Source organism: Streptomyces sp. NBC_00576, from assembly GCF_036345175.1.
In the GTDB taxonomy this organism is placed as follows: Bacteria; Actinomycetota; Actinomycetes; order Streptomycetales; family Streptomycetaceae; genus Streptomyces.
The window spans coordinates 2,070,288-2,089,535 of the sequence record NZ_CP107780.1; the positions used below are offsets into that span (position 1 = coordinate 2,070,288).

At 71.1% G+C, this 19,248-nt stretch carries 21 protein-coding genes; 1 reads left to right on the top strand and 20 read right to left on the bottom strand.

Features of this window, described 5'->3' with window-relative positions; genetic code table 11:
* The first annotated feature begins 56 nt into the window (after nucleotides 1–56).
* Entirely contained in the window at nucleotides 57–443 is a 387-nt protein-coding gene (locus OG734_RS08790; RefSeq protein WP_330286908.1) for a hypothetical protein, read from the top strand.
* A 38-nt stretch (nucleotides 444–481) separates the two neighbouring features.
* Here the strand turns inward: OG734_RS08790 and hypE are convergent, their stop codons facing one another.
* The 20 genes from hypE to OG734_RS08885 all read right to left on the bottom strand — a co-directional run bounded on the left by hypE (nucleotide 482) and on the right by OG734_RS08885 (nucleotide 19,173).
* Complete coding sequence (gene hypE, locus OG734_RS08795) at nucleotides 482–1,552, bottom strand: hydrogenase expression/formation protein HypE (protein ID WP_330286909.1); 1,071 nt, start codon at nucleotides 1,550–1,552, stop codon at nucleotides 482–484.
* Nucleotides 1,545–2,675 carry a hydrogenase formation protein HypD gene (hypD, locus tag OG734_RS08800; protein WP_330286910.1) on the bottom strand — a complete coding sequence of 377 codons (1,131 nt, stop codon included), beginning with the start codon at nucleotides 2,673–2,675 and terminating at the stop codon, nucleotides 1,545–1,547. The genes hypE and hypD overlap by 8 nt, the downstream gene beginning before the upstream one ends.
* Nucleotides 2,672–2,977, bottom strand: a complete 306-nt coding sequence (locus OG734_RS08805; RefSeq protein WP_330286911.1) for a HypC/HybG/HupF family hydrogenase formation chaperone — start codon at nucleotides 2,975–2,977, stop codon at nucleotides 2,672–2,674. The genes hypD and OG734_RS08805 overlap by 4 nt, the downstream gene beginning before the upstream one ends.
* A 31-nt stretch (nucleotides 2,978–3,008) precedes the next feature.
* On the bottom strand, nucleotides 3,009–5,384 hold the full coding sequence (gene hypF / locus OG734_RS08810) for a carbamoyltransferase HypF (RefSeq protein ID WP_330286912.1): 2,376 nt from the start codon (nucleotides 5,382–5,384) through the stop codon (nucleotides 3,009–3,011).
* Nucleotides 5,381–6,157, bottom strand: coding sequence for a hydrogenase nickel incorporation protein HypB (gene hypB / locus OG734_RS08815; protein ID WP_330286913.1), 777 nt, complete (start codon nucleotides 6,155–6,157; stop codon nucleotides 5,381–5,383). Before hypB ends, hypF begins: the two co-directional genes overlap by 4 nt.
* A 3-nt stretch (nucleotides 6,158–6,160) precedes the next feature.
* Nucleotides 6,161–6,568, bottom strand: coding sequence for a hydrogenase maturation nickel metallochaperone HypA (gene hypA / locus OG734_RS08820; RefSeq protein WP_330286914.1), 408 nt, complete (start codon nucleotides 6,566–6,568; stop codon nucleotides 6,161–6,163).
* 144 nt (nucleotides 6,569–6,712) lie between these two features.
* The gene (locus OG734_RS47935) at nucleotides 6,713–6,823 is read right to left on the bottom strand and encodes a DUF6893 family small protein (protein WP_443064844.1); all 111 of its coding nucleotides are present in this window, start codon (nucleotides 6,821–6,823) and stop codon (nucleotides 6,713–6,715) included.
* Nucleotides 6,824–6,834: 11 nt separating this feature from the next.
* The gene (locus OG734_RS08825; RefSeq protein WP_330286915.1) at nucleotides 6,835–7,386 is read right to left on the bottom strand and encodes a hydrogenase maturation protease; all 552 of its coding nucleotides are present in this window, start codon (nucleotides 7,384–7,386) and stop codon (nucleotides 6,835–6,837) included.
* Nucleotides 7,383–8,813, bottom strand: a complete 1,431-nt coding sequence (locus OG734_RS08830) for a hypothetical protein (RefSeq protein ID WP_330286916.1) — start codon at nucleotides 8,811–8,813, stop codon at nucleotides 7,383–7,385. The genes OG734_RS08825 and OG734_RS08830 overlap by 4 nt, the downstream gene beginning before the upstream one ends.
* Entirely contained in the window at nucleotides 8,810–9,502 is a 693-nt protein-coding gene (locus OG734_RS08835) for a DUF6084 family protein (RefSeq protein ID WP_330286917.1), read from the bottom strand. Before OG734_RS08835 ends, OG734_RS08830 begins: the two co-directional genes overlap by 4 nt.
* Complete coding sequence (locus OG734_RS08840) at nucleotides 9,499–10,140, bottom strand: DUF5947 family protein (protein ID WP_330286918.1); 642 nt, start codon at nucleotides 10,138–10,140, stop codon at nucleotides 9,499–9,501. The genes OG734_RS08835 and OG734_RS08840 overlap by 4 nt, the downstream gene beginning before the upstream one ends.
* Nucleotides 10,137–10,682 carry a hypothetical protein gene (locus OG734_RS08845; protein ID WP_330286919.1) on the bottom strand — a complete coding sequence of 182 codons (546 nt, stop codon included), beginning with the start codon at nucleotides 10,680–10,682 and terminating at the stop codon, nucleotides 10,137–10,139. The genes OG734_RS08840 and OG734_RS08845 overlap by 4 nt, the downstream gene beginning before the upstream one ends.
* Nucleotides 10,679–12,463 (bottom strand): nickel-dependent hydrogenase large subunit, encoded by a 1,785-nt coding sequence (locus OG734_RS08850; protein ID WP_330286920.1) that lies wholly within the window; start codon nucleotides 12,461–12,463, stop codon nucleotides 10,679–10,681. Before OG734_RS08850 ends, OG734_RS08845 begins: the two co-directional genes overlap by 4 nt.
* Before the next feature lie 82 nt (nucleotides 12,464–12,545).
* Nucleotides 12,546–13,619 (bottom strand): hydrogenase expression protein HypE, encoded by a 1,074-nt coding sequence (locus tag OG734_RS08855; RefSeq protein WP_330286921.1) that lies wholly within the window; start codon nucleotides 13,617–13,619, stop codon nucleotides 12,546–12,548.
* Between the two features lie 63 nt (nucleotides 13,620–13,682).
* Nucleotides 13,683–15,464: a hydrogenase maturation protein gene (locus tag OG734_RS08860; RefSeq protein WP_330286922.1), complete on the bottom strand. Its 1,782-nt coding sequence runs from the start codon at nucleotides 15,462–15,464 to the stop codon at nucleotides 13,683–13,685.
* Nucleotides 15,465–15,618: 154 nt separating this feature from the next.
* Nucleotides 15,619–15,876, bottom strand: coding sequence for a hypothetical protein (locus OG734_RS08865; protein WP_318323164.1), 258 nt, complete (start codon nucleotides 15,874–15,876; stop codon nucleotides 15,619–15,621).
* Nucleotides 15,863–16,177 (bottom strand): DUF6400 family protein, encoded by a 315-nt coding sequence (locus OG734_RS08870; protein WP_330286923.1) that lies wholly within the window; start codon nucleotides 16,175–16,177, stop codon nucleotides 15,863–15,865. The genes OG734_RS08865 and OG734_RS08870 overlap by 14 nt, the downstream gene beginning before the upstream one ends.
* Before the next feature lie 77 nt (nucleotides 16,178–16,254).
* Entirely contained in the window at nucleotides 16,255–17,079 is an 825-nt protein-coding gene (locus tag OG734_RS08875) for an ABC transporter ATP-binding protein (protein WP_330286924.1), read from the bottom strand.
* A gap of 13 nt (nucleotides 17,080–17,092) precedes the next feature.
* Nucleotides 17,093–18,067, bottom strand: coding sequence for a FecCD family ABC transporter permease (locus OG734_RS08880; RefSeq protein ID WP_330293612.1), 975 nt, complete (start codon nucleotides 18,065–18,067; stop codon nucleotides 17,093–17,095).
* A 68-nt stretch (nucleotides 18,068–18,135) separates the two neighbouring features.
* Complete coding sequence (locus OG734_RS08885) at nucleotides 18,136–19,173, bottom strand: ABC transporter substrate-binding protein (RefSeq protein WP_330286925.1); 1,038 nt, start codon at nucleotides 19,171–19,173, stop codon at nucleotides 18,136–18,138.
* Between the last annotated feature and the right edge of the window lie 75 nt (nucleotides 19,174–19,248).

Here is a 19,248-nt window from a genome sequence, read left to right on the forward strand (position 1 = left end):
ATCCCGGGTACGCGTGACCAGCGTCCCCCACTGACCATGAAAAGGCAGATCGGACCATGTCGAAGAAATCAGGTTCGTCCGAGCCGGCGCAGGGAAAGGGTCCCAGCCGTCATCAGGGCACCGGGCAGCACGGCTGGTCGCCCGATGTGGATGAGACCCGTCAGCAGGACAACCCGAGCGCCCATCGCTCCTTCCGTACGGCTGAGCACGCCGGTGAAAGGGGCCGGGGTCGGACGAAGTCCGCGGAGGAGACGAAGTCCGTCCCGGGCGACACGGCCAAGGGTCTCGGTACGAGCGGCGAGGAGTACGGCGCCGCGGACGAGAAGGGCAGACGCGATACCGGACGCAAAGGCCGCTCCCAGCGCCCGAGCGGCACCAAGGACGCTTCTGCCTCAACCGGCGTGGACCCACAGGACCCGCCGACCGGGCGCCGACCGGGTTAGGGCCTGGCCGGCCGCCTGCTCGACGCGCGAGGCCCGTATCAGCAGATCCGCGGCAGTTGCTCTCCGATCGGCAGATCGACCACGCGTGTTCCCCCCAGGCCGGTCCGGGCCACGACCATGCCGGGATGCGCCTCGACGGTCTCACCGATGATCACGGAGTCCGCGCCCAGCGGGTGGGCTCGCATCGCCTCCAGGACGGCGTCGGCGTGCTCACGGGGGACGAAGGCCACCAGCTTGCCCTCGTTGGCGATGTACATGGGGTCCAGTCCGAGAATGGCGCAGGCGTTGGCCACGGCCGGCGGGACCGGGACGTCGCGTTCCCGGATGACGACCCCGGTACCGGAGGCCTGCGCGATCTCGTTGAGCGTTGCCGCCAGGCCGCCTCGGGTGGGATCACGCAGTACGTGCAGATCCGGGGTGACGGCGAGCATGGCGTCGACCAGCCCGCCGAGCGCCGCACAGTCGCTCTTGATCTCCACTCCGAATTCCAGGCCCTCGCGAACGCTCATGACCGCCACCCCATGGACGCCGATCGCACCGCTGACGATCACGACGTCGCCGGGGACGACCCGCTGAGGGCGCAGATCGACACCCGCCGGGACGAGACCGATGCCCGCGGTGTTGATGTAGATCCCGTCGCCGTGGCCGGTCTCCACCACCTTGGTGTCGCCGGTGGCCACCTCCACACCGGCGGCGCGCGCGGCCGTGCCCAGCGCCTGGGACACCCGTGTGACCACGTCCAGCTCGACGCCCTCCTCCAGGATGAATCCGCAGGAGAGGTAGGCGGCGCGGGCGCCGCTCATGGCGAGGTCGTTGACGGTGCCGTTGACCGCCAGATCGCCGATGCTGCCGCCGGGAAAGAACAACGGCCGCACCACGTAGGAGTCGGTGGAGAACGCCAGCCGGGCACCGCCGAGGGAGAGGACGGCGGCATCACCCATCTGGGCGAGCACCTCGCCCCCGAAGGCGGGGGCGAAGATCTGCTGGACGAGCTCGGCGGAGAGGACTCCACCGCCGCCGTGGCCCATGACGACCCGTGGCCGGTCACGCAGAGGCGCCGGACATGTCCAGCCCTCGACGTCGAGGGTGGGGAGAGTGGTGTCAGACAACGGGGCTCGCCTCCCGAACCGTCGTGGTGGTGGGCACGTCCAGACGCCGGTAGAGGTAGTACGCCGCGCAGGCGCCCTCACTGGAGACCATGGTGGCTCCCAGGGGGGTACGTGGGGTGCACAGGGTGCCGAAGGCCTCGCACTCGTGCGGTTTGAGCAGCCCCTGGAGGACCTCTCCGCTGCGGCACTCGGCGGGTTCGGCCGTCCGGATTCCGCTGACCGAGAAGCGGTGTTCGGCGTCGTGGTCGCGGTACTTCGACGACAGCCGCCAGCCGCTGCCGGGGATCACCCCGATACCGCGCCAGGCACGGTCGGTGACCTCGAAGACGTCCTCCAGCATGGCCCGGGCGGCCGCGTTGCCCTCCGGGCGGACGGCGCGGGCGTAGGCGTTGTCGACGGTGTGCTCACCGTGTTCCAGCTGACGAACCGCCCGGCGCACGCCTTCGAGGATGTCCAGTGGCTCGAAGCCCGTCACGACGATCGGGACACGGAAGCGTTCCGCCAGTTCCGGGTACTCCCCCACGCCCATCACACTGCAGACGTGCCCGGCCGCGAGGAAGCCCTGCACCCGGCAGCTCGGCGAGGACATGATCGCCTCGATGGCCGGGGGTACGCGGACATGGGACACCAGCATGCTGAAGTTCTGGATGCCCAGCTTCCGGGCCTGATGGACCGTCATGGCGTTGGGGGGTGCCGTCGTCTCGAAGCCGATGCCGAAGAACACCACCTCGCGGCCCGGGTTCTCGCGTGCGATCCGCAGCGCGTCGAGCGGCGAGTAGACGACGCGCACGTCACCGCCTTCCGCGCGGACCTGGAACAGGTCCCGTCCCGTGCCCGGCACCCGCAGCATGTCGCCGAAGGAGCAGAAGATCACCTCCGGTCGGGAGGCGATCGCCAGAGCCTTGTCGATGACCTCCAGCGGGGTCACGCACACAGGGCAGCCCGGCCCGTGGATCAACTCGACCTCCTCCGGCAGGAGTTGGTCGATGCCGTGCCGGATGATGCTGTGCGTCTGCCCTCCGCACACCTCCATCAGGGCCCACGGCCTGGTCACCGTGGCGTGGATGTCGTCAAGGAGCCGACGCGCCAGCTCCGGGTCCTGGAACTCGTCGATGTACTTCACTGGTTGCGCACCTCTTCCACCGGGTCCACGCCCGCCTGTGCCGCCGCCGTTTCCCAGGGGTCGCCGAACTCCTCCTGCAACAGACCGAGTTCGGCGAAGAGTTCGAGCGTCTGGCGTGCCGACTCCTCGTCCAGCCGTTGCAGGGCGAACCCGACGTGGACGATGGCGTACTCACCGACCTGGAGGTCGGGCAGGTACTCCAGACACACCTCCTTGACCACGCCGCCGAAGTCGACGGTGGCCATCCGGGTGCCGTCCCGTTCCTCGATGTCCAGCACTCTGCCGGGTACCGCCAGGCACATGAGCCTCTCCTCGCTGTGGGTCGCGCGTCGGTCAGTCGGTGGGAGTGGTCCGGGCGGCCACCATCAACTGGCCCAGGGCCAGGCCACCGTCGTTGGGGGGCACCAGGTGGTGGCGCAGGACCGTGAAGCCGTCCGCACTCAGAGCTGCGGCACAGGCCGAGGAGAGCAGCGTGTTGGCGAACACGCCTCCCGTCAGGGCGACCGTGTCCAGCCCCTGCCGCTCTCGCGCCCGCGCGCACATCCGGTGCACCAGGTCGGTCACGCCCCGGTGGAAGCGAGCCGCGACCAGGGCCGTCCCGATGCCCGCACGCAGATCGCGGACGACCGCCGCAAGGACGGGTGCCGGATCGGCCCGTACGACGCCGCCCCGGTCCTCCTGCGACTCGTGCAGGGCGAAGGCGTACGCGGTGGTGTCCTCGGCGGGTGCGTGCACAGCCGCGCCCTCCAGCTCGACGGCGGCCTGCGCCTCGTATCCGGCGCGGTGGCACACCCCCGCGAGAGAGGACACGGCGTCGAAGAGCCGGCCCATGCTGGACGTGGGGACACAGTTCAGGCCGCGCTCCAACTGCCGTGCCAGGAGCCGGAGTTCATCGGGCGGGCAGGCGGCCGTACAGGCGAGGTCGTCGGACCAGCCGATCCCGGCCGCCCGCAGATGGGCCAGCGCCATGCGGTACGGCCGGCGCACCGCGGCGTCGCCGCCGGGCAGCGGGACGTACGCGAGGTGTCCGAACCGGGTGAAGCGGTCGTAGTCCGCGAGCAGGAACTCCCCGCCCCACACGGCGCCGTCGTCGCCGTGGCCCGTGCCGTCGAAGGCGACCCCGATCACCGCCCGGCTGCCGTCGAGGCCGTGCTCGGCCATCGCGGCGGCGACGTGCGCGTGATGGTGCTGGACGCGTACGACGGGCCGGTGCGCCGCGTTCCGGTCGGCCCAGCCGGCGGAGCGGTAGCCGGGATGCCGGTCGGACACCAGGGTCTCGGGCCGCACCCCCGTGATGGACTCCAACTGCGCCGCCGCGCGCTCGAAGGCCCGCTGCGTACCGACATCGTCCATGTCACCGATGTGCGCCGACAGCCAGGCGCGGCGGCCCGCCCCCAGGCAGAAGGCGTTCTTCAGATCTCCGCCCACGGCGAGGGCCGGCCGCACGGGCAGCGGGAGGGAGACCGGCAACGGGGCGTAGCCACGGGAGCGGCGGATCACCAACGGCTCCCCGTCGCAGACGCGGACCACGGAGTCGTCGCACGGGACGTGGATCGGCCGGTCGTGCGTGAGCCAGGCGTCCGCCAGATGCGCGAGCCGCTCCAGCGCCTCGGTGTCGTCGGTGACGATCGGCTCACCGGACACGTTGCCGCTGGTCATGACGAGCAGCCGAGGGCCGTCCGGGTCGCCGGGCAGGCCGAGCAGCAGTTGGTGCAGGGGCGTGTACGGCAGCATCACGCCCAGGTCGGGACTGCCGGGCGCGACGGCCTCGGCGGGCCGCGGGTCCCCGGCGGCGCAGGACGGGTGCGGATGCCGCCTCATCAGTACGACCGGCCTGGCCCGGCCTTCGAGCAGGCTCCGCTCCTCGGGGCTCAGCCGGACGAGGTGCCGGACGTCGTCCGCGGTCCTGGCCATGACGGCGAACGGCTTGTCCCCGCGCGCCTTGCGCCGGCGCAGACGGGCGACCGCCTTTTCGTTCGTGGCGTCGCAGGCCAGGTGGTAGCCGCCCAGGCCCTTCACGGCGAGGATCGCGCCGTCCGACAGCAGTGCGCGGGCCTCGGTGACCGGGTCCGCCCCCGTGACCTCCTCGGACCGGGGGACCAGCAGCCGCAGACGTGGCCCGCAGGCCGGGCAGGCGACCGGCTGCGCGTGGAAACGGCGGTCGGCCGGATCCGCGTACTCGCGGGCGCAGTCGGGGCACATCGCGAAGCCGGCCATGGTGGTCTTGGCCCGGTCGTACGGCAGGCCGGTGACGATCGTGAAGCGCGGGCCGCAGTGGGTGCAGTTGACGAACGGGTGGCGGTACCGGCGGTCCGCCGGGTCGGCCAGCTCGGTGAGGCAGTCGGCGCAGGTGGCGGAGTCCGGGGAGACCAGGGTGCGGGCCGGGCCGTCGGTGCGGGAGGTGAGGATGCTGAACGCGGCGGTGCCGGCGGGAGGCATCTCCCGGTGGTGGACGGACTCGACGCGGGCCAACGGGGGTGCCTGGGCGGCGATCCGGTCGCAGAACCGGGCCACGGCCGAGGCGGTGCCCTCGACCTCCGCGACGACGCCCTCCGGAGTGTTGGTCACGTGTCCGGCGAGGGCGAGTTCGGTGGCGAGGCCGTACAGATAGGGCCGGAAGCCCACGCCCTGCACCACGCCCCGGACGGTGACCCGGCGGCGGCGCGGAGTGTCCTCGGCGACGGCGGCCTGCGCCTGCGGACCGCTCACGAGTGGGTGTGGGCCATCGTGCCGGTGGCCTCCGGGTGCGCATGGGTGTGACCGCTGTCCGCGTGCGTGTGGCCGTGGTGATGAGGCTGCCGGGCCATGACCGGCGAGTGGACGGGCGCGCCGTCCGCGGCTGCCATCGCCCGGTCGAGCAGCACGCCGACTCCCTGCCCCCGGCGTGCCGAGGTCAGGACCACCTCGACTCCCGGGTTGACCTGCTCCACATTCGCGCGGAACGCGGCCTCGTCGAACTCCACGGCCTGAGCGATGTCGGTCTTGGTGATCACGACCAGGTGTGCGAGGCCGAAGGCGGTGGGGTACTTGAGTGGCTTGTCCTCGCCCTCCGTCACGGAGGCGAGGGTGACCCTCAGCGTCTCCCCCAGGTCGTAGGAGGCCGGGCAGACGAGGTTGCCGACGTTCTCCACGAACAGCAGCCGGGTGTCGTCGGGCAGCCACCCTTCCAGGTGCCCGGCGAGCATTCCCGATTCCAGATGACACAGTCCGTCGGTGAGCACCTGCTTGACCGGGACGCCCGAACGCGCCAGGCGTGCCGCGTCGTTCTCGGTGGCGAGATCGGCGGTCAGCGCCGCGACGGGAACGGACCGCTCCCGTGCCCGCAGCAGTTCGCGCTCCAGCAGGGCGGTCTTGCCGCTGCCCGGACTGGACAGCAGGTTGACGACCGCGGTTCCTCGCGCCGCGAGGTGTGCGCGCAGTTCATGGGCGCTCGCGTCGTTCTTCGCGAGTACGGCCTGGCGCAGGTCGACAACTCGGCACATGGTTCAGCGCTCCTCGGAGATCGGTTCGCGGGCGGGCGCGGGCGTGGGGCTGTGCCTGTGGCTGTCCTCCCAGTACACGTCGACGATCTGCAGTTCCCGGCCCGCGAGCAGGTCGGTACTCGTCCCGCCGCACTCGGGGCAGGTCAGTCGCGGCGGCATGCCGACGGCCCATTCGTGTGCGCAGGGCGTACAGCGGGCCCGCCCCGGCACCTCCTCGGTGACCAGTTCGGCGCCTTCCAGCAGGGTTCCGGCGCAGGCCAGTTCGAAGCAGAAGGCGAGCGCATCGGGTACGACACCGGCCAGTTCACCCACTTGGAGCCGTACCGACCGCACCGCCGTGACGTCACCGGCCCGCGTGGCGGCCTCTGCCACCTGGTCGACGACGGCCAGCGCGACGGACATCTCGTGCATCGGTCTCCGTCCTTCCGCGGCCTGCCTCCGGTCGGCCTTCATTAGAGGTGCGCGCACCCGGGTCGCGCGGCCCGGCGCGCCGTCACCGGCGGGCAGGTACGCCGTTCGACGCAACCGCACGGCACACCGGGTGGCGCCCACGGTTCACATCCGTCGGATCCGCACATAGCGCCTGACGTCGGGAAGCACCCCGGCGGCGAGGGCGCCCAGGGTGGCCAGGGTCGCTGCGCCGATGACGATGAACGTCTTCTTCATCCCGTCTCTCCTCATGTCGATTTCCCACCGGCCGTGGCCCGCGGCGCGGACTCTCCCGGCTCTCCGTTGTGCACCAGCTCTTCGATCAGCCGGACGGCCTCCGGTACGGCGTCGGAGACCGGTGCGCTGAGACCGATGCCCTCCTCCAGCGAGGCCGGTTCGCATCCGACGACCAGGACGCGGCGTGGTGGCTCGCCGCCGGTCCCGGCGCACAGGGTGTCCAGCAGCGCCAGGACGGCGTCGGGGGTCATCCGGTGGCCGTCCAGCGCGGGGGCGGCGGGCAAGGGGTTCCCGGCGCCGACATCGTGTTCGATCACGTACAGCGTGCCGGGGGCTTCGCCGCGTGCCGTGGCGTCCACGAGGACGAGGGTGTCGTAGCCGTCCAGGATCTGGTACGCGAGGTGCATCCCGCGTACCCCGATGTCCACGACCTCGATGTGTCCGGGCAGGTCGCGTTCGCCGAGCCGGCGCGCGGTCTCCACGCCGAAGCCGTCGTCGCCGAGGAAGATGTTGCCGATGCCGGCGACGAGGGTCCTGGGGCCCGACTGCGGGGAGGGGCTCATACGTCGTCCTCCAGCGGTGTGATCTCGTCGGGCTGGAAGTACAGGAACCGTCCCTGCTCGCGGCGGATGTCGGCGCCCGGGTCGCCCTCGACCGTGACCGCCAGGTGCACCCCGCCGTCGACGTCGTGCAGCACCGCCTCGACCTTCGCGGTGCGGCCCCGCAGGAAGATGTCCTGCGCGTCGGTGCGCCGCAGGCCCGGGTGCAGCTCGACGCGGCTGCCCTTGGCCACCGACCGGCCGTCCACGACGACACGGTCCCGCTCCGGGTCGAAGCCCGCGTCGCTCGCGGGGTCCCACCAGGGGGTGTCCGGACGCTGCACCCCGTACTCGTCGGGGAAGCCGCCGTCCGGGGCCGCGGGGCCCGGGCCGGTGACCTCGCGCAGACTGCGTACCGCCCCGTGCAGGCGTTCCAGAACCTCGGCCGGCATCGAGTCGGCCAGTTCGATCACGGCGGCCGCCCGGTCGTCGGTGCCCCGGGCTTCGCGTTTCTCCTCGTCCGTGAGGGCCGCTGTGCGCAGCGCGAGGATCTCGTCGATCTCGGTGGCGTCGTAGAGCGCGCCGGGGCTCTCCGGTGCGATGGCCGGATGGTCCTCCAGGATGATCGGCGAGGACAGCACCAGGTCGGCGCTGCCGGGTTCGCCGGCGAGTACGGGCCAGGTGTGCAGGTTTCGGCAGGCGGCGACCGCGCCCTTCGCCCACTCGGGGGGATCGGTCATCGACAGGAACGATCCGGCGCTGAGGGCCATGAGGAGGTGGGTGGCCACCAGGGAGTGCGGCAGCGCCGCGTCCCGGTCGGCGGCGCGGCCCTCGGGCGGTGTCCAGTCGCTGGTGTTCTCGACGACGGCGGTCAGCCGCATGGCCCGGTAGGGACCGTCGAGCTCCCGGGCGGACAGCCGGACCGTGCCGCTGACCTCCGCGCACCGCCGGACCAGCCGGCCGACGGTCCGGCCGGCCGCGTCCAGGACCGGTGCGGTGGTCTCCCGGGCGGGGAGCCGAAACGGATGGGTGACGCCGTCGCCGAGGAGCTCGTCCACCGACGCGACCACCACGACACGTTCCTCGCCGCCCTCGTCCCAGGGCACCAGCACCCGGTCGTCGAGGCGGAGCTCGGCGACCGTGTCGAAGCCACCGTCCGGGCGTACCCGCTGCACGGTGCGCCGTCGGGCGTGCAGGAAGCGCACCTCGACCGAGAGGGTCGCGCCCGCCTTCGGTTCCATCAGGCACTCGGTGTGCTGGAAGTCGTGCTCCTCGCACTCGGCGCCCCAGCCGGGTGGCACGAGCACGCCGAACTGCCAGCGCAGCCGGTTCTTGGCCGCGGAGGCGCGGTACGGGTAGAGCACATAGCCCTCGAAGAGAACGGCGTCGGCCACCTGCCGGGCGAGGGCGAACCGCTCCTCCGTCTCGGAGGCGAACGCGGTCACGGTCACGGTTCCGTCCTTCCGGTGGTGCCGGTGAGCGCGCGCAGCGGGTCGCTCCGGGGCGGGTCCGCGGCGCTGTCGGCGTCGAGCAGTGCCTTGAGGGTCGCCTCCCAGGAAGGCAGCGCCCGTCGGGAGCGGTAGGCGAGGAGGGTGTCCATGGTGTCGCGGGGCAGCCGGATCCAGCCGCACCCGGGGAAGTGCTGCTCGACCATCTCCCGCCAGGTGGCGACCGGCATCCGGAAGGCCGCCTCCCGGTCCCACGGGACCGGCTCGACCTGGAAACCGCCGGCACCGGTGAACGCCGTACCGGAGAAGAGCATCAGCAGGGGGACCTCGCCGTCGGTGAGGGCGGTGAGGTAGCGGGTGGCGGCGATCTCCATGTCGTAGGTGCAGGGCACGACGAGGTCGGTCTCGATCTCTCCGGTGAAGCTCGGGACCATGACCGAGACCTGGGCGAACTGCACCGGCTGGAGGGTGCTGCCCCAGCGTGAGCGCTCGCCGAAGAGGTCCGCGAGGCCGTCCGCCTCGGCGGGCTCGTAGCCGCGGCGGGCGGGTTCGATGCGGATCTGGCAGCGCAGCGCGAGGGCGTGCACGCGTGCGTTGTCGGCGGCGGTGACGCGTAGCCGAAAGACGAGGGTCGGTCCGGCGGCGTACCGGTCGGCGCGGACGCCGGTGCAGGCGAAGGAGAACTCCGTCACGGGTGACCCACCTCGTCCAGGGGCCTGACGCGCCGCGCGACGTCCGCGAAGAACGCGTCCAGCGCGGCGCGGGCCTCGGCTCCACCGTCGAAGCCCTGCCACAACAGGCGCATACGGCCGACGAGTTCGTAGCAGATGTCGATCGGTACGAGGTGGCACTCGAAACGGCCGTCGGTGCGGCGCAGCAGCAGTGCCTCCACGTCGGGTTCGAGCAGTTCGGCGAGGCGGCTGCCGCCGAGGACATCTGTCCACGTGGCCGGTTCGAGTTCGCTCTCGGTGGCTCCGGCCGGGCTCGGGTAGAGGGCGACCAGCCGGTCGAGCGCCGCGTTGCGGAAGAGGAAGGCGACGCCGACCGGGATCTGCAACGCGTCCCACGCGTTGTCGTCGAGGCGGTGTCCGGGGTCGGTGAGGTAGCGGGCCGGGACCGTGCGGAAGCGTCCCGCGGCTGCGCCCGGCTGTTCCATCAGCAGCGCGCAGGGGGCGCAGGCGCAGGCGAGGGCGCGTTTCTCGGTGTCGACGAGATGGCGGTGGTCCGCGTCGACGGTCACGGCGCACAGCTCGCACCGTTCGGGCTGCGGAGGTCTCTCGGTGAGGAATCTCCGCAGGCCGGGGGTGCGCGTCGCCGGGGACGCCGTCATCGGGCCCCCGTCGGCGCGGTGCCGATCTGGAGGAGCGTGGGACCCGCGGGTGCGGTCTGTACGTCCACGGCCCTGACCTCCGGTGCGAAGCAGGCGAGCGCCGCCTCCGCTGTCTCCCGGGCGCCCGCGCCCGCGCCCGCGCCTGAGCCGCAACCGCAGCCGCCGGCCTCCCGGGCCCGCAGCGTCAGGGTGCCGCTCTCCTCGTCGAAGCCCACGACGTCCAGAGCGTGTTCCCGGACGCTGTCGAGGGCGCGGGCGATACGGGTGTCGCGGTCCTCGGGGTGCAGGTCGTGCAGGACGAGGAGGCTCGCGACCAGCTCGTCACCGAGCAGTCCCGACGGCGGTTCGCCGGGCGCGGAGGACAGCAGGTGGAGGATGCGGGCCAGGCCGGCACCGTAGAAGTCCATGAGGGACCGGACGAGTTCCTCCGCCGCCGCGGCGGCGGCCGGGTCGCCGCTCGCGGTCAGCCGCTCCAGCACCTCCTCGACCCGGCGTCCGGTCTGCTCGGCGTTGGCGGGTCGGGCCGCCGTCGGCGCGCTCATCCGCCCAGTCCGCTCAGGCCGGTGGGCACGTGCATCGACTTCACCGTCTTGCCGCCGCCGACGTACATGTGGACGCCGCACGGCAGACAGGGATCGAAGCTGCGGACGGCGCGCATGATGTCGACGCCCTTGAAGTTCTCCGGGGTGTTCTCCTCGAAGATGGGCGTGTTCTGCACGGCGTCCTCGTACGGGCCGGGGGTACCGAAGCTGTCCCTGGTGCTGGCGTTCCAGGGGGTCGGCGGGTACGGGTGGTAGTTGGCGATCTTGCCGTCGCGGATCACCATGTGGTGGGAGAGGACGCCGCGGACCGCCTCGGTGAAACCGACGCCGATGCCCTCGTCCGGGACCTCGAACTTCTCCCAGGTCTGGGTGCGTCCGGCGCGGACCTCCGCGAGGCCCTTCTCCGCGCAGTGCAGGGCGACGGCGGCGGCGTACGCCTGGAAGTAGGTGCGGGCGCGGTTGCGTTCCAGCGCGTTGGACCACTTCGGGATCTTCCACTCGAAGCTGGTCTCCGGCTTGGTCATCGTGCGGGGCAGGTTGATGACCACGCTGTGGCCGGTGGCCTTGACGTACCCGATGTCGACGAGGCCGGACAGGGCGGTGGACCACAGGCGGGCGATGGGGCCGCCGCCCGTGTCCAGGGCGAGGTGGTCCTTGCCGTCGAACCAGCGCGGGGACATGACCCAGCTGTACTTGTCGTCGAAGTTCCGCTTCTGCGGGGCCGGGATGGTGTGCTGGTTCCACGGGTGGCGCGGGTCCACCGGGTTGCCGAGCGGGTCGTGGGTGACGAACTGCTCCTGGCCCTGCCAGTCCTCGTAGTAGGAGCTGCCGAGCAGGATGCGGATGCCGAGGTTGATCTCGGTGAGGTCGTTGGTGACGAGTTTGCCGTCGACGATCACGCCCGGGGTGACGAACATCTTCCGTCCCCAGTCGGTCATGTTGGCGTAGGTGAAGTCGCAGTACTCGGGGTCGTTGAGCGCGCCCCAGCAGCCGAGCAGGACACGCCGGCGGCCGACTTCCTCGTACCCGGGCAGTGCCTCGTAGAAGAAGTCGAACAGGTCGTCGTGCAGGGGCACGACGCGCTTCATGAACTCCACGTAGCGCATCAGACGGCTGAGGTAGTCCGTGAAGAGCTGCACGGAGGCGATGGTTCCGACGCCGCCGGGGTAGAGCGTGGAGGGGTGAACATGGCGGCCCTCCATCAGGCAGAACATCTCGCGCGTGTAGCGGCTGACCTGGAGCGCCTCGCGGTAGAACTCCCCCTCCAGAGGGTTCAGCGAGCGCATGATGTCGGCGATCGTGCGGTAGCCGTGCTCGGCCGCGTGCGGGGCCTCGGTGCGCTCGGCGAGTTCGAGGACGCCGGGGTTGGTCTCCCTGACCATCTTCTCGCAGTAGTCGACCCCCACCAGGTTCTCCTGGAAGATGTTGTGGTCGAACATGTACTCCGCGGATTCGCCGAGGTTGATGATCCACTCAGCGAGGTGCGGGGGCTTCACGCCGTACGCCATGTTCTGCGCGTACACCGAGCAGGTGGCGTGGTTGTCCCCGCAGATCCCGCAGATGCGGCTGGTGATGAAGTGCGCGTCGCGGGGGTCCTTGCCGCGCATGAAGACGCTGTAGCCGCGGAAGACCGACGAGGTGCTGTAGCACTCCGCGACCCGCTTCTGCTTGAAGTCGATCTTCGTGTGGATGCCCAGGCTGCCCACGATCCGGGTGATCGGGTCCCAGGCCATCTCCACCAGGCCGCTGCCGTCGCCGGCCGCCTTCGTCTTCGGTGCCATCTGTGTGCCGTGCCCTTCGTTGCGCGGGAGGTTGGTGTGTGTGGGTGCGCGGATCTGGGAGCGGATCAGCTGCGTCGGACGCTCACCACGGGGGTCGGTAGCCGGTGGTGATCTTCTCTCCGGTGCGGCGCCACTTGGGCTCCTTGTCCACCGTCCTGGCCGTGATCGACCGCAGCTTGCGGACCACTGCGCCGTACGCTCCGCTGGCGTTGCTCGACAGCTTTGCGCCGGGGGGCTCGTCCATGAACGGCATGAACTTGTCGGGGAACCCGGGCATGGTGCAGGCGATGCAGATGCCGCCGACGTTGGGGCAGCCGCCGATCCCGTTCATCCAGCCGCGCTTGGGCACGTTGCACTTGACGACCGGGCCCCAGCAGCCCAGCTTGACCAGGCACGTCGGCGAGTCGTACGACAGGGCGAACTGGCCCTGCTCGTAGTAGCCCGCGCGGTCGCAGCCCTCGTGCACGGTGGCCCCGAACAGCCAGGTCGGGCGCAGCTTGTCGTCCAGCGGGATCATCGGGGCGGAGCCGGCCGCCTGGTAGAGCAGGTAGGTGAGCGTCTCGGAGAAGTTGTCGGGCTGGATCGGACAGCCGGGGACGCACACGATGGGGATGCCGGCGTGGGACTTCCAGTCCCAGCCGAGGTAGTCCGGCACGCCCATGGCGCCGGTCGGGTTGCCCGCCATGGCGTGGATGCCGCCGTAGGTGGCGCAGGTGCCGATGGCGACGACCGCCAGCGCCTTCGGGGCGAGCCGGTCGATCCACTCGCTGGTGGTGATCGGCTGGCCGGTCTCCGGGTTGTCGCCGAAGCCGCACCAATAGCCCTCGGGCTTGATCGCCTCGTTGGGGATGGAGCCCTCGACGACCAGGACGAACGGGTCGATCTCGCCCCGCTCCCCCTTGAAGAACCACTCGATGAACGTGTCCGAGCCGCCGACCGGACCGCACTCGAAGTCGATGAGCGGCCAGTGGACCGCGATCTTCGGAAGACCCGGCAGCACACCGAGCACGATCTCCTCGATGCTGGGCTGCATGGCCGCCGTCAACGCGACCGAGTCGCCGTCGCAGCTCAGCCCCGCGTTGATCCAGAGAATGTGGATCGTGGGTGTCTCGTCGGCGGGCGCAGCGCCGACTGTCTTCGTCGTCGCCTCAGTCATGGGACCGCCTCCTGGGGAGGTAAGGGATGAAGGCCTGTATTTCGACCGTCGCTTTTCTTCGTATCAGCCGTTCGACCGTGACGAGATGCCATCCAGGGCCGTTCCGGTGACATCCGCGGCAGAGGGGATCGGACCGGTTTGCGCAACCGGGGACGGACCGAGGTGCGGCGGGGTGCACACCGGCCGCTCCTTGTGGACGAAGGAACGACGCAGAGCGTGGTACGGGGCGTCCGGGTCGTCGAAGGTCCGGCGCATCCGGGCCAGCTCCCGCTCACGGAAGCCCGCCAGCGGGGTCGCGCTCTCCAGCCGGTCCAGTTCCGTCTTCTTCGCGGTGATCCGTGACGCCGTCGCCGGCAGTGACGCCAGACGGGCCGCCAGGCCGCCGATCTCCCGCGCGAACTGATCAGGACCGCAGTCGACCACCCGGTCGACGAGCCCGAGGCGCAGTGCGCTCGCCGAGCTCACCGGCAGTGCCTCACTCATGAGCCGTTCGGCCGTCGCGGGACCCACCCTGCGCGGCAGGGTGTGCGTCCAGTACTCCGAGCCGTACAGGCCCATCAGACGGTAGTGGGGGTTCAGGACGGCGCCCGAGCGGCACCACACCTCGTCGGCTGCCAGGGCGAGCATCACCCCGCCGGCCGCGGCGTTGCCCGCGACCGCCGAGACCACCAGCCGGTCCGTCGTCGTCAGGACCGCCTCGACCAGGTCGTCGATGGCGTTGATGTTCGCCCAGGACTCGGCGGCGGGGTCGTCCGCGGCCTCGATGACGTTGAGATGGATCCCGTTGGAGAAGAAGTCCCGTTCGCCGCCCAGCACCAGCACCGACGTGGGCCGTGCGCATGCCTCCCGGTAGGCGTCCAGCAGGCGTCGGCACTGCTCCGTACTCATGGCACCGCCGGGGAAGGAGAACGACAGGAGGCCCACGTTCCCGTCCTCCCGGTAGCGGATGTCCGTCCAGGTACGGTGCCGTTCCTCGGGCAGCAGGGGCGGGGCGTGCTCGGGCAACGGTGGCAGCCGGTCGCCCAGGGCCCGTACGGCAGGCAGTTTGAAAGTGGGCGGCTGCCCGGGCGCGCGCCTGGGCCGCAGTTCGGGGATCCACACGGCGCCGTCCCTGGTGGCCCGGCAGACCGCCCCGGCCCGGGTGGCCAGCAGCTCGCCCGGGTGGCCGCGCAACACGCTCTCGGGATGACCGCCGTGCAGATACCACTCACCACCGAGCAGCACGTCCAGCACACCGGGCTGCGAGTCGGCCGCTCTCAGCTTGCGCAGGACGTCCTGTGTGGAGTCCTCGGCCCAGTCGATCCGCCGGACTCTCTGGTCGAGGTACGGACGGGGGCGCGGGCGAGCGTCGGCCGTGCCTGCCGCGTCCTGCTCACGCGGTACGTAGGTACCCCCGGCGAAGCGCTCCACCGCGAGCAGGACGGCCTCCAGCGCGGCGTCGGCGATCTCACCCCGGTACAGCTCGCTCTTGGCGACAGGAGGGACCCGGCACGGTACGGAGGCCCATACGTCACCGGCGTCCATCTCCCCGTCGGCCTGCAGGACGGTGACGCCCCACTGGTCGACGCCCTCGTGGATCGCCCAGTCCAGGGAGGACGGCCCTCGGTCGCCCACGGGCCCGGGATGAACCACGAGGCACGTGTGCGCCGCCCACACCTCCTCGGGAATCGCCGTCTTCAGCATCGGCGCCACGATGAGCCGAGGTGCGTGCCGGCGCACGGCTTCCGGCAACGGGCTGCCGGGCAGGGCGAGTTCCACCGCCACCGTGTGGCCGCGGTCGCGCAGTTCGGCGTGGGCGCGCTGAGTGAGGCTGTTGAACGCGCTGGCCAGGATCAGGATGTGCACGGCTGCCTCCGGGCGGACGAACGGCAGGCAGGGATGGCCGACCGACCGCGATCCTCGGCCGAGGCGGCCTGCCGTTCCCGACGACAGACGGTGAGGTCATCCGAAAGCGGGCGCCGATCCGCCGTCCGGCCTCACCGGCCGCGGTGGTGAACGATCACTGTCGTCGCAGGCCGCTGGTGATGCGTTCCCACGGGGAGCGGGTGGCACCGAACCGGGTCTCGTGTGTCCAGATGTGGGTGCACGACCGGCACTGCAGGTGGAGCAGGCTGCCGACGTTGGAGAGCAGGTAGCGCCAGTGCTCGGAGCAGGTGCGCCCCTGCTCGCAGGTGCCGCACCCGCGACGGTCGTCGCAGTTCGGACAGGCCACCCAGGCGCGGCGCCCGATGTCGGCCTGCGGGTCAAGCGGCAGCATGGCCGTCCCCTCTCCGCGGCAGCACACCGGCCGAGACCAGCTCGTCGTACACGCGCTGTTGCTCCGCGCTGAGGCCGGAGTACAGCAGGTCGTACGCCGCTTCCTCGCCGCGCAGTACGGCGACGGGGTCCCAGTCGGGGCCGAGAGCGTCCAGGACATGAGCGCGCCGGAGCAGTTCGTGTGAGCTCAGGTCGACGGCGAAGTCGACCGTCGGGAGGGCGCCAGGTCGGTCCGCCGCAGGCCTGTTCGCCTCAGTGGGTTCGTCCGGTTCGCCAGGAAGGGCGCGGCCTTGGGAGGACATGCGACCGAACGTAGGTAAACGTTCCCCGCCCCGGCAAGAGCAGGTGGGAGAAGTCACAGCAGGTCCGCGACTCCGCGTCACCGCTCGGCGGGCTCGGGCTCGGGCTCCGGCTGCCGCTCCCGATCCCGGTCCCGGGCGAGCGGCTGCGCCTCGTACGTGATGCGGACGACGCCGTCGGCGTGGCGGTCCGTGGCACCTCGTACGCCGAAGACGTCACGGAGGATGTCCGGCGTGAGGACCTCCAGGACCGGGCCCGCCGCCACCACCGCGCCCTCGTGGAGGACGACGAGGTGATCGCAGAGTCGGGCGGCGAGGTCGAGGTCGTGCAGGACCGCCAGGGTGGTGATCCCGGTGCTGCGGATCAGGTCGAGGAGTTCGAAGCGGGCCCGGATGTCGAGGTGGTTGGTGAGTTCGTCCAGGACGAGGAGCTGGGGGCGCTGGGCGAGGGCGCGGGCCAGCAGTACGCGCTGGCGTTCGCCGCCGGAGAGGGTCGCGTAGTCGCGGTCGGCGAAAGGGCGTACTCCGCAGCGGTCGACCGCCTCGGTCACCGCCTCGCGGTCCTCGGCGCCATCGCGGCCCATCAGGCCGTGGTGGGGCGTCCGGCCGAGGGCGACGATCTCGGTCACCGTCAGGCCGGTGGTGGTGCCGGCGTCCTGGAGGACGGCCGCCGTGCGGCGGGCGGCGGTGCGTGCGGACAGCTGCCAGACGTCGTCGCCGCCCACGCTGACGACTCCGTCAGCCGGGCGCAGGGAGCGGTAGACGGTCCGGAGCAGGGTGGACTTGCCGCTGCCGTTGGGGCCCACCAGGCCGACGATGTCGCCCTTGGCCGCCTCCAGGTTCACCTCGCGGAGGATCGGCCTGCGGTCCAGGGTGATGTGGAGACCGTCCACGGTCAGTTTCATACGGGCGTCTTTTTCATACGGAGTCCAGGCCCTTGTTGCGGCGCAGCAGCCACAGGAAGAAGGGGGCGCCGAGCAGGGCGGTGAGGATGCCCAGCGGCAGTTCGTTGGGGCGGGTGAGAGTGCGGGAGAGCAGGTCGACGGCCACGAGGTAGACGGCGCCCAGGAGCGCGGTCAGGGGCAGCAGTCTGCGGTGGTCGGCGCCGGTCGTGAGGCGGACGAGGTGGGGGATCATCAGGCCGACGAAGCCGACACCTCCCGCGACGGCGATGACGGTGCCGGTGAGCAGCGCGCTGATGACGAGCAGGACGGCGCGCAGCCGGTTGACGTCCACGCCGAGCGCGGTGGCGGACTCGTCGCCGGCGAGCAGGGCGTTGAGGCGCCGCCCGAACAGGGTCAGCACGACGGTGCTCGTCAGGACGACGACCGTGACGGTGGGCAGCTGGCTCCACTGGGCGCCCGCGACGCTGCCCAGCATCCAGAACATCACGGTCCGCAGTTCGGTGGGCGTCGCCAGCAACTGGACGAAGCTCGTCATCGAGAGGAGTACGTAGCCGACCGCGACCCCGGCCAGCACCAGCCGGGTCGGGGCCAGCCGGCCCTGACGCTGTCCCAGGGCGAAGACCAGCGCCCCGGCCGCCAGCGCGCCGACGAACGCCGCGCCCGACACACCGAGACCGCCAAGGCCGCCGAGCGCCACGCCGCCGAGGGTGATGACCAGCACGGCGCCGAGCGAGGCACCGTACGAGAAACCGAGGACGACCGGGTCGGCGAGCGGGTTGGAGACCAGGGTCTGGAGGACCGCCCCGGCGACGGCCAGGCCCGCGCCGACCAGGGCGGCCAGGGCGACGCGGGGTGCCCGGAAGGTCCACACGATCTGGTCCAGCGCCGGATCACCGGTGGCGCCGCGGCCGGTGACGTGATGCAGGAGGATGCTCCACACGTCGGCCACCGGGATGTTGACCGCGCCGATGCTCACCGCCACCACCATGACGGCGACGAGTACCACCAGCAGCCCGAGGACCGCGAGCGGCAGCCGCAGACGGGTCGGACGGGGGCTCAGAACTTGTCGGGGTGCAGCGCCTTGGCGATCTTCTCGACCGCCAGGTCGTTGCTGGGGCCGAGGTACATCGAGTCCGACAGGGCCACGTACGTGTTGTTCTTCGCGGCCGGCCACTGGGGGAACTCCTTGAGCAGTGTCTTGGCGTAGGCCGCCGGGTTCGGGTCGTTGTAGCCGATCACGACGAGGGCGTCGACGTCGGTGGCGGCCACCTTCTCCTTGCTCAGGTCGGCGAAGGAGGTCTTCGAGGCGTTCTCGAAGGCGTTGGAGCCGCCCGCCTTGGCGAGGATGTCGTTGTAGATGCCCTTGGCGACGACCGAACTGAAGTCGTTGCCGCCCATGGTCATGTTGGAGAACAGGACCATGACCTTCGGTTGCTTCTCCCCCGCGACCTTGGCGGAGACCTCGGCGATGTGCTTCTGCGAGGCGGCGATGAGCTTCTCGGCCTGCTCGCCCTTGTTGAAGACCTTGCCCATGTCGCGCAGCAGCGTGTAGCTGTCGGCGACGGTCATCTTGGACGTGTCCTGGTCGCAGCCCTGCGGGGAGACGTAGGTGCCCGCGCCCACGTCCTTCAACTGGGCCCGGGTGGCGAAGCCGTTCTTCTCGTCGAAGCCGTATGACGTCGTGGACAGCACCAGGTCCGGGCGCAGCCCGATCATCGCCTCGCGCGGGATGTCGTAGGCGTCGTTGAGTTTGACCTCACCGGTGGGCAGCGCCTTGATCGCCGCGGCCCGGCCCTCGACCTCGGACATGCCGTAGGTCTGCTGGTTGGCGACGATCCTGTCCTGGAGGCCCAGGGCGAGCAGCGTGGAGACCTCGGCGACCGAGGCGCCGTTCATGACGACGACCCGGCCGGGCTCCTTGGTGAACTTCTCGGACACCCCACAGTTGTCGAGGGTCACCGGGTAACCGGACGTCGCGGCGGCCGCCTTGTCGCCTGCGGGGGCCTGCGCGTCGGTCGAGCTGTCGGCGCATGCCGTGGTGACCAGACAGAGGGCACCGGCCAGGGCCACGGCGACCGGCCGTTTCTTCGACATGCGGCTCCTTGTTGCGGGGTGCTCGTGACTCGACGGGTTCTGTTCCAGTAGTCGGGAGGCGAGCGCGGTGAGTTC

What these genes read in the sequence shown, in the direction of transcription:
- hypA (WP_330286914.1), bottom strand. Translation starts at nt 6,568, where the DNA reads ATGCACGAGATGTCCGTCGCGCTGGCCGTCGTCGACCAGGTGGCAGAG.
- OG734_RS08865 (WP_318323164.1), bottom strand. Translation starts at nt 15,876, where the DNA reads ATGCTGCCGCTTGACCCGCAGGCCGACATCGGGCGCCGCGCCTGGGTG.
- OG734_RS47935 (WP_443064844.1), bottom strand. Translation starts at nt 6,823, where the DNA reads ATGAAGAAGACGTTCATCGTCATCGGCGCAGCGACCCTGGCCACCCTG.
- OG734_RS08850 (WP_330286920.1), bottom strand. Translation starts at nt 12,463, where the DNA reads ATGGCACCGAAGACGAAGGCGGCCGGCGACGGCAGCGGCCTGGTGGAG.
- OG734_RS08880 (WP_330293612.1), bottom strand. Translation starts at nt 18,067, where the DNA reads ATGGTGGTGGCGGTGAGCATCGGCGCGGTCAACATCCCGGTGGCCGAC.
- OG734_RS08790 (WP_330286908.1), top strand. Translation starts at nt 57, where the DNA reads ATGTCGAAGAAATCAGGTTCGTCCGAGCCGGCGCAGGGAAAGGGTCCC.
- OG734_RS08825 (WP_330286915.1), bottom strand. Translation starts at nt 7,386, where the DNA reads ATGAGCCCCTCCCCGCAGTCGGGCCCCAGGACCCTCGTCGCCGGCATC.
- OG734_RS08840 (WP_330286918.1), bottom strand. Translation starts at nt 10,140, where the DNA reads ATGACGGCGTCCCCGGCGACGCGCACCCCCGGCCTGCGGAGATTCCTC.
- hypB (WP_330286913.1), bottom strand. Translation starts at nt 6,157, where the DNA reads ATGTGCCGAGTTGTCGACCTGCGCCAGGCCGTACTCGCGAAGAACGAC.
- OG734_RS08870 (WP_330286923.1), bottom strand. Translation starts at nt 16,177, where the DNA reads ATGTCCTCCCAAGGCCGCGCCCTTCCTGGCGAACCGGACGAACCCACT.
- OG734_RS08885 (WP_330286925.1), bottom strand. Translation starts at nt 19,173, where the DNA reads ATGTCGAAGAAACGGCCGGTCGCCGTGGCCCTGGCCGGTGCCCTCTGT.
- OG734_RS08855 (WP_330286921.1), bottom strand. Translation starts at nt 13,619, where the DNA reads ATGACTGAGGCGACGACGAAGACAGTCGGCGCTGCGCCCGCCGACGAG.
- OG734_RS08805 (WP_330286911.1), bottom strand. Translation starts at nt 2,977, where the DNA reads ATGTGCCTGGCGGTACCCGGCAGAGTGCTGGACATCGAGGAACGGGAC.
- OG734_RS08845 (WP_330286919.1), bottom strand. Translation starts at nt 10,682, where the DNA reads ATGAGCGCGCCGACGGCGGCCCGACCCGCCAACGCCGAGCAGACCGGA.
- OG734_RS08875 (WP_330286924.1), bottom strand. Translation starts at nt 17,079, where the DNA reads ATGAAACTGACCGTGGACGGTCTCCACATCACCCTGGACCGCAGGCCG.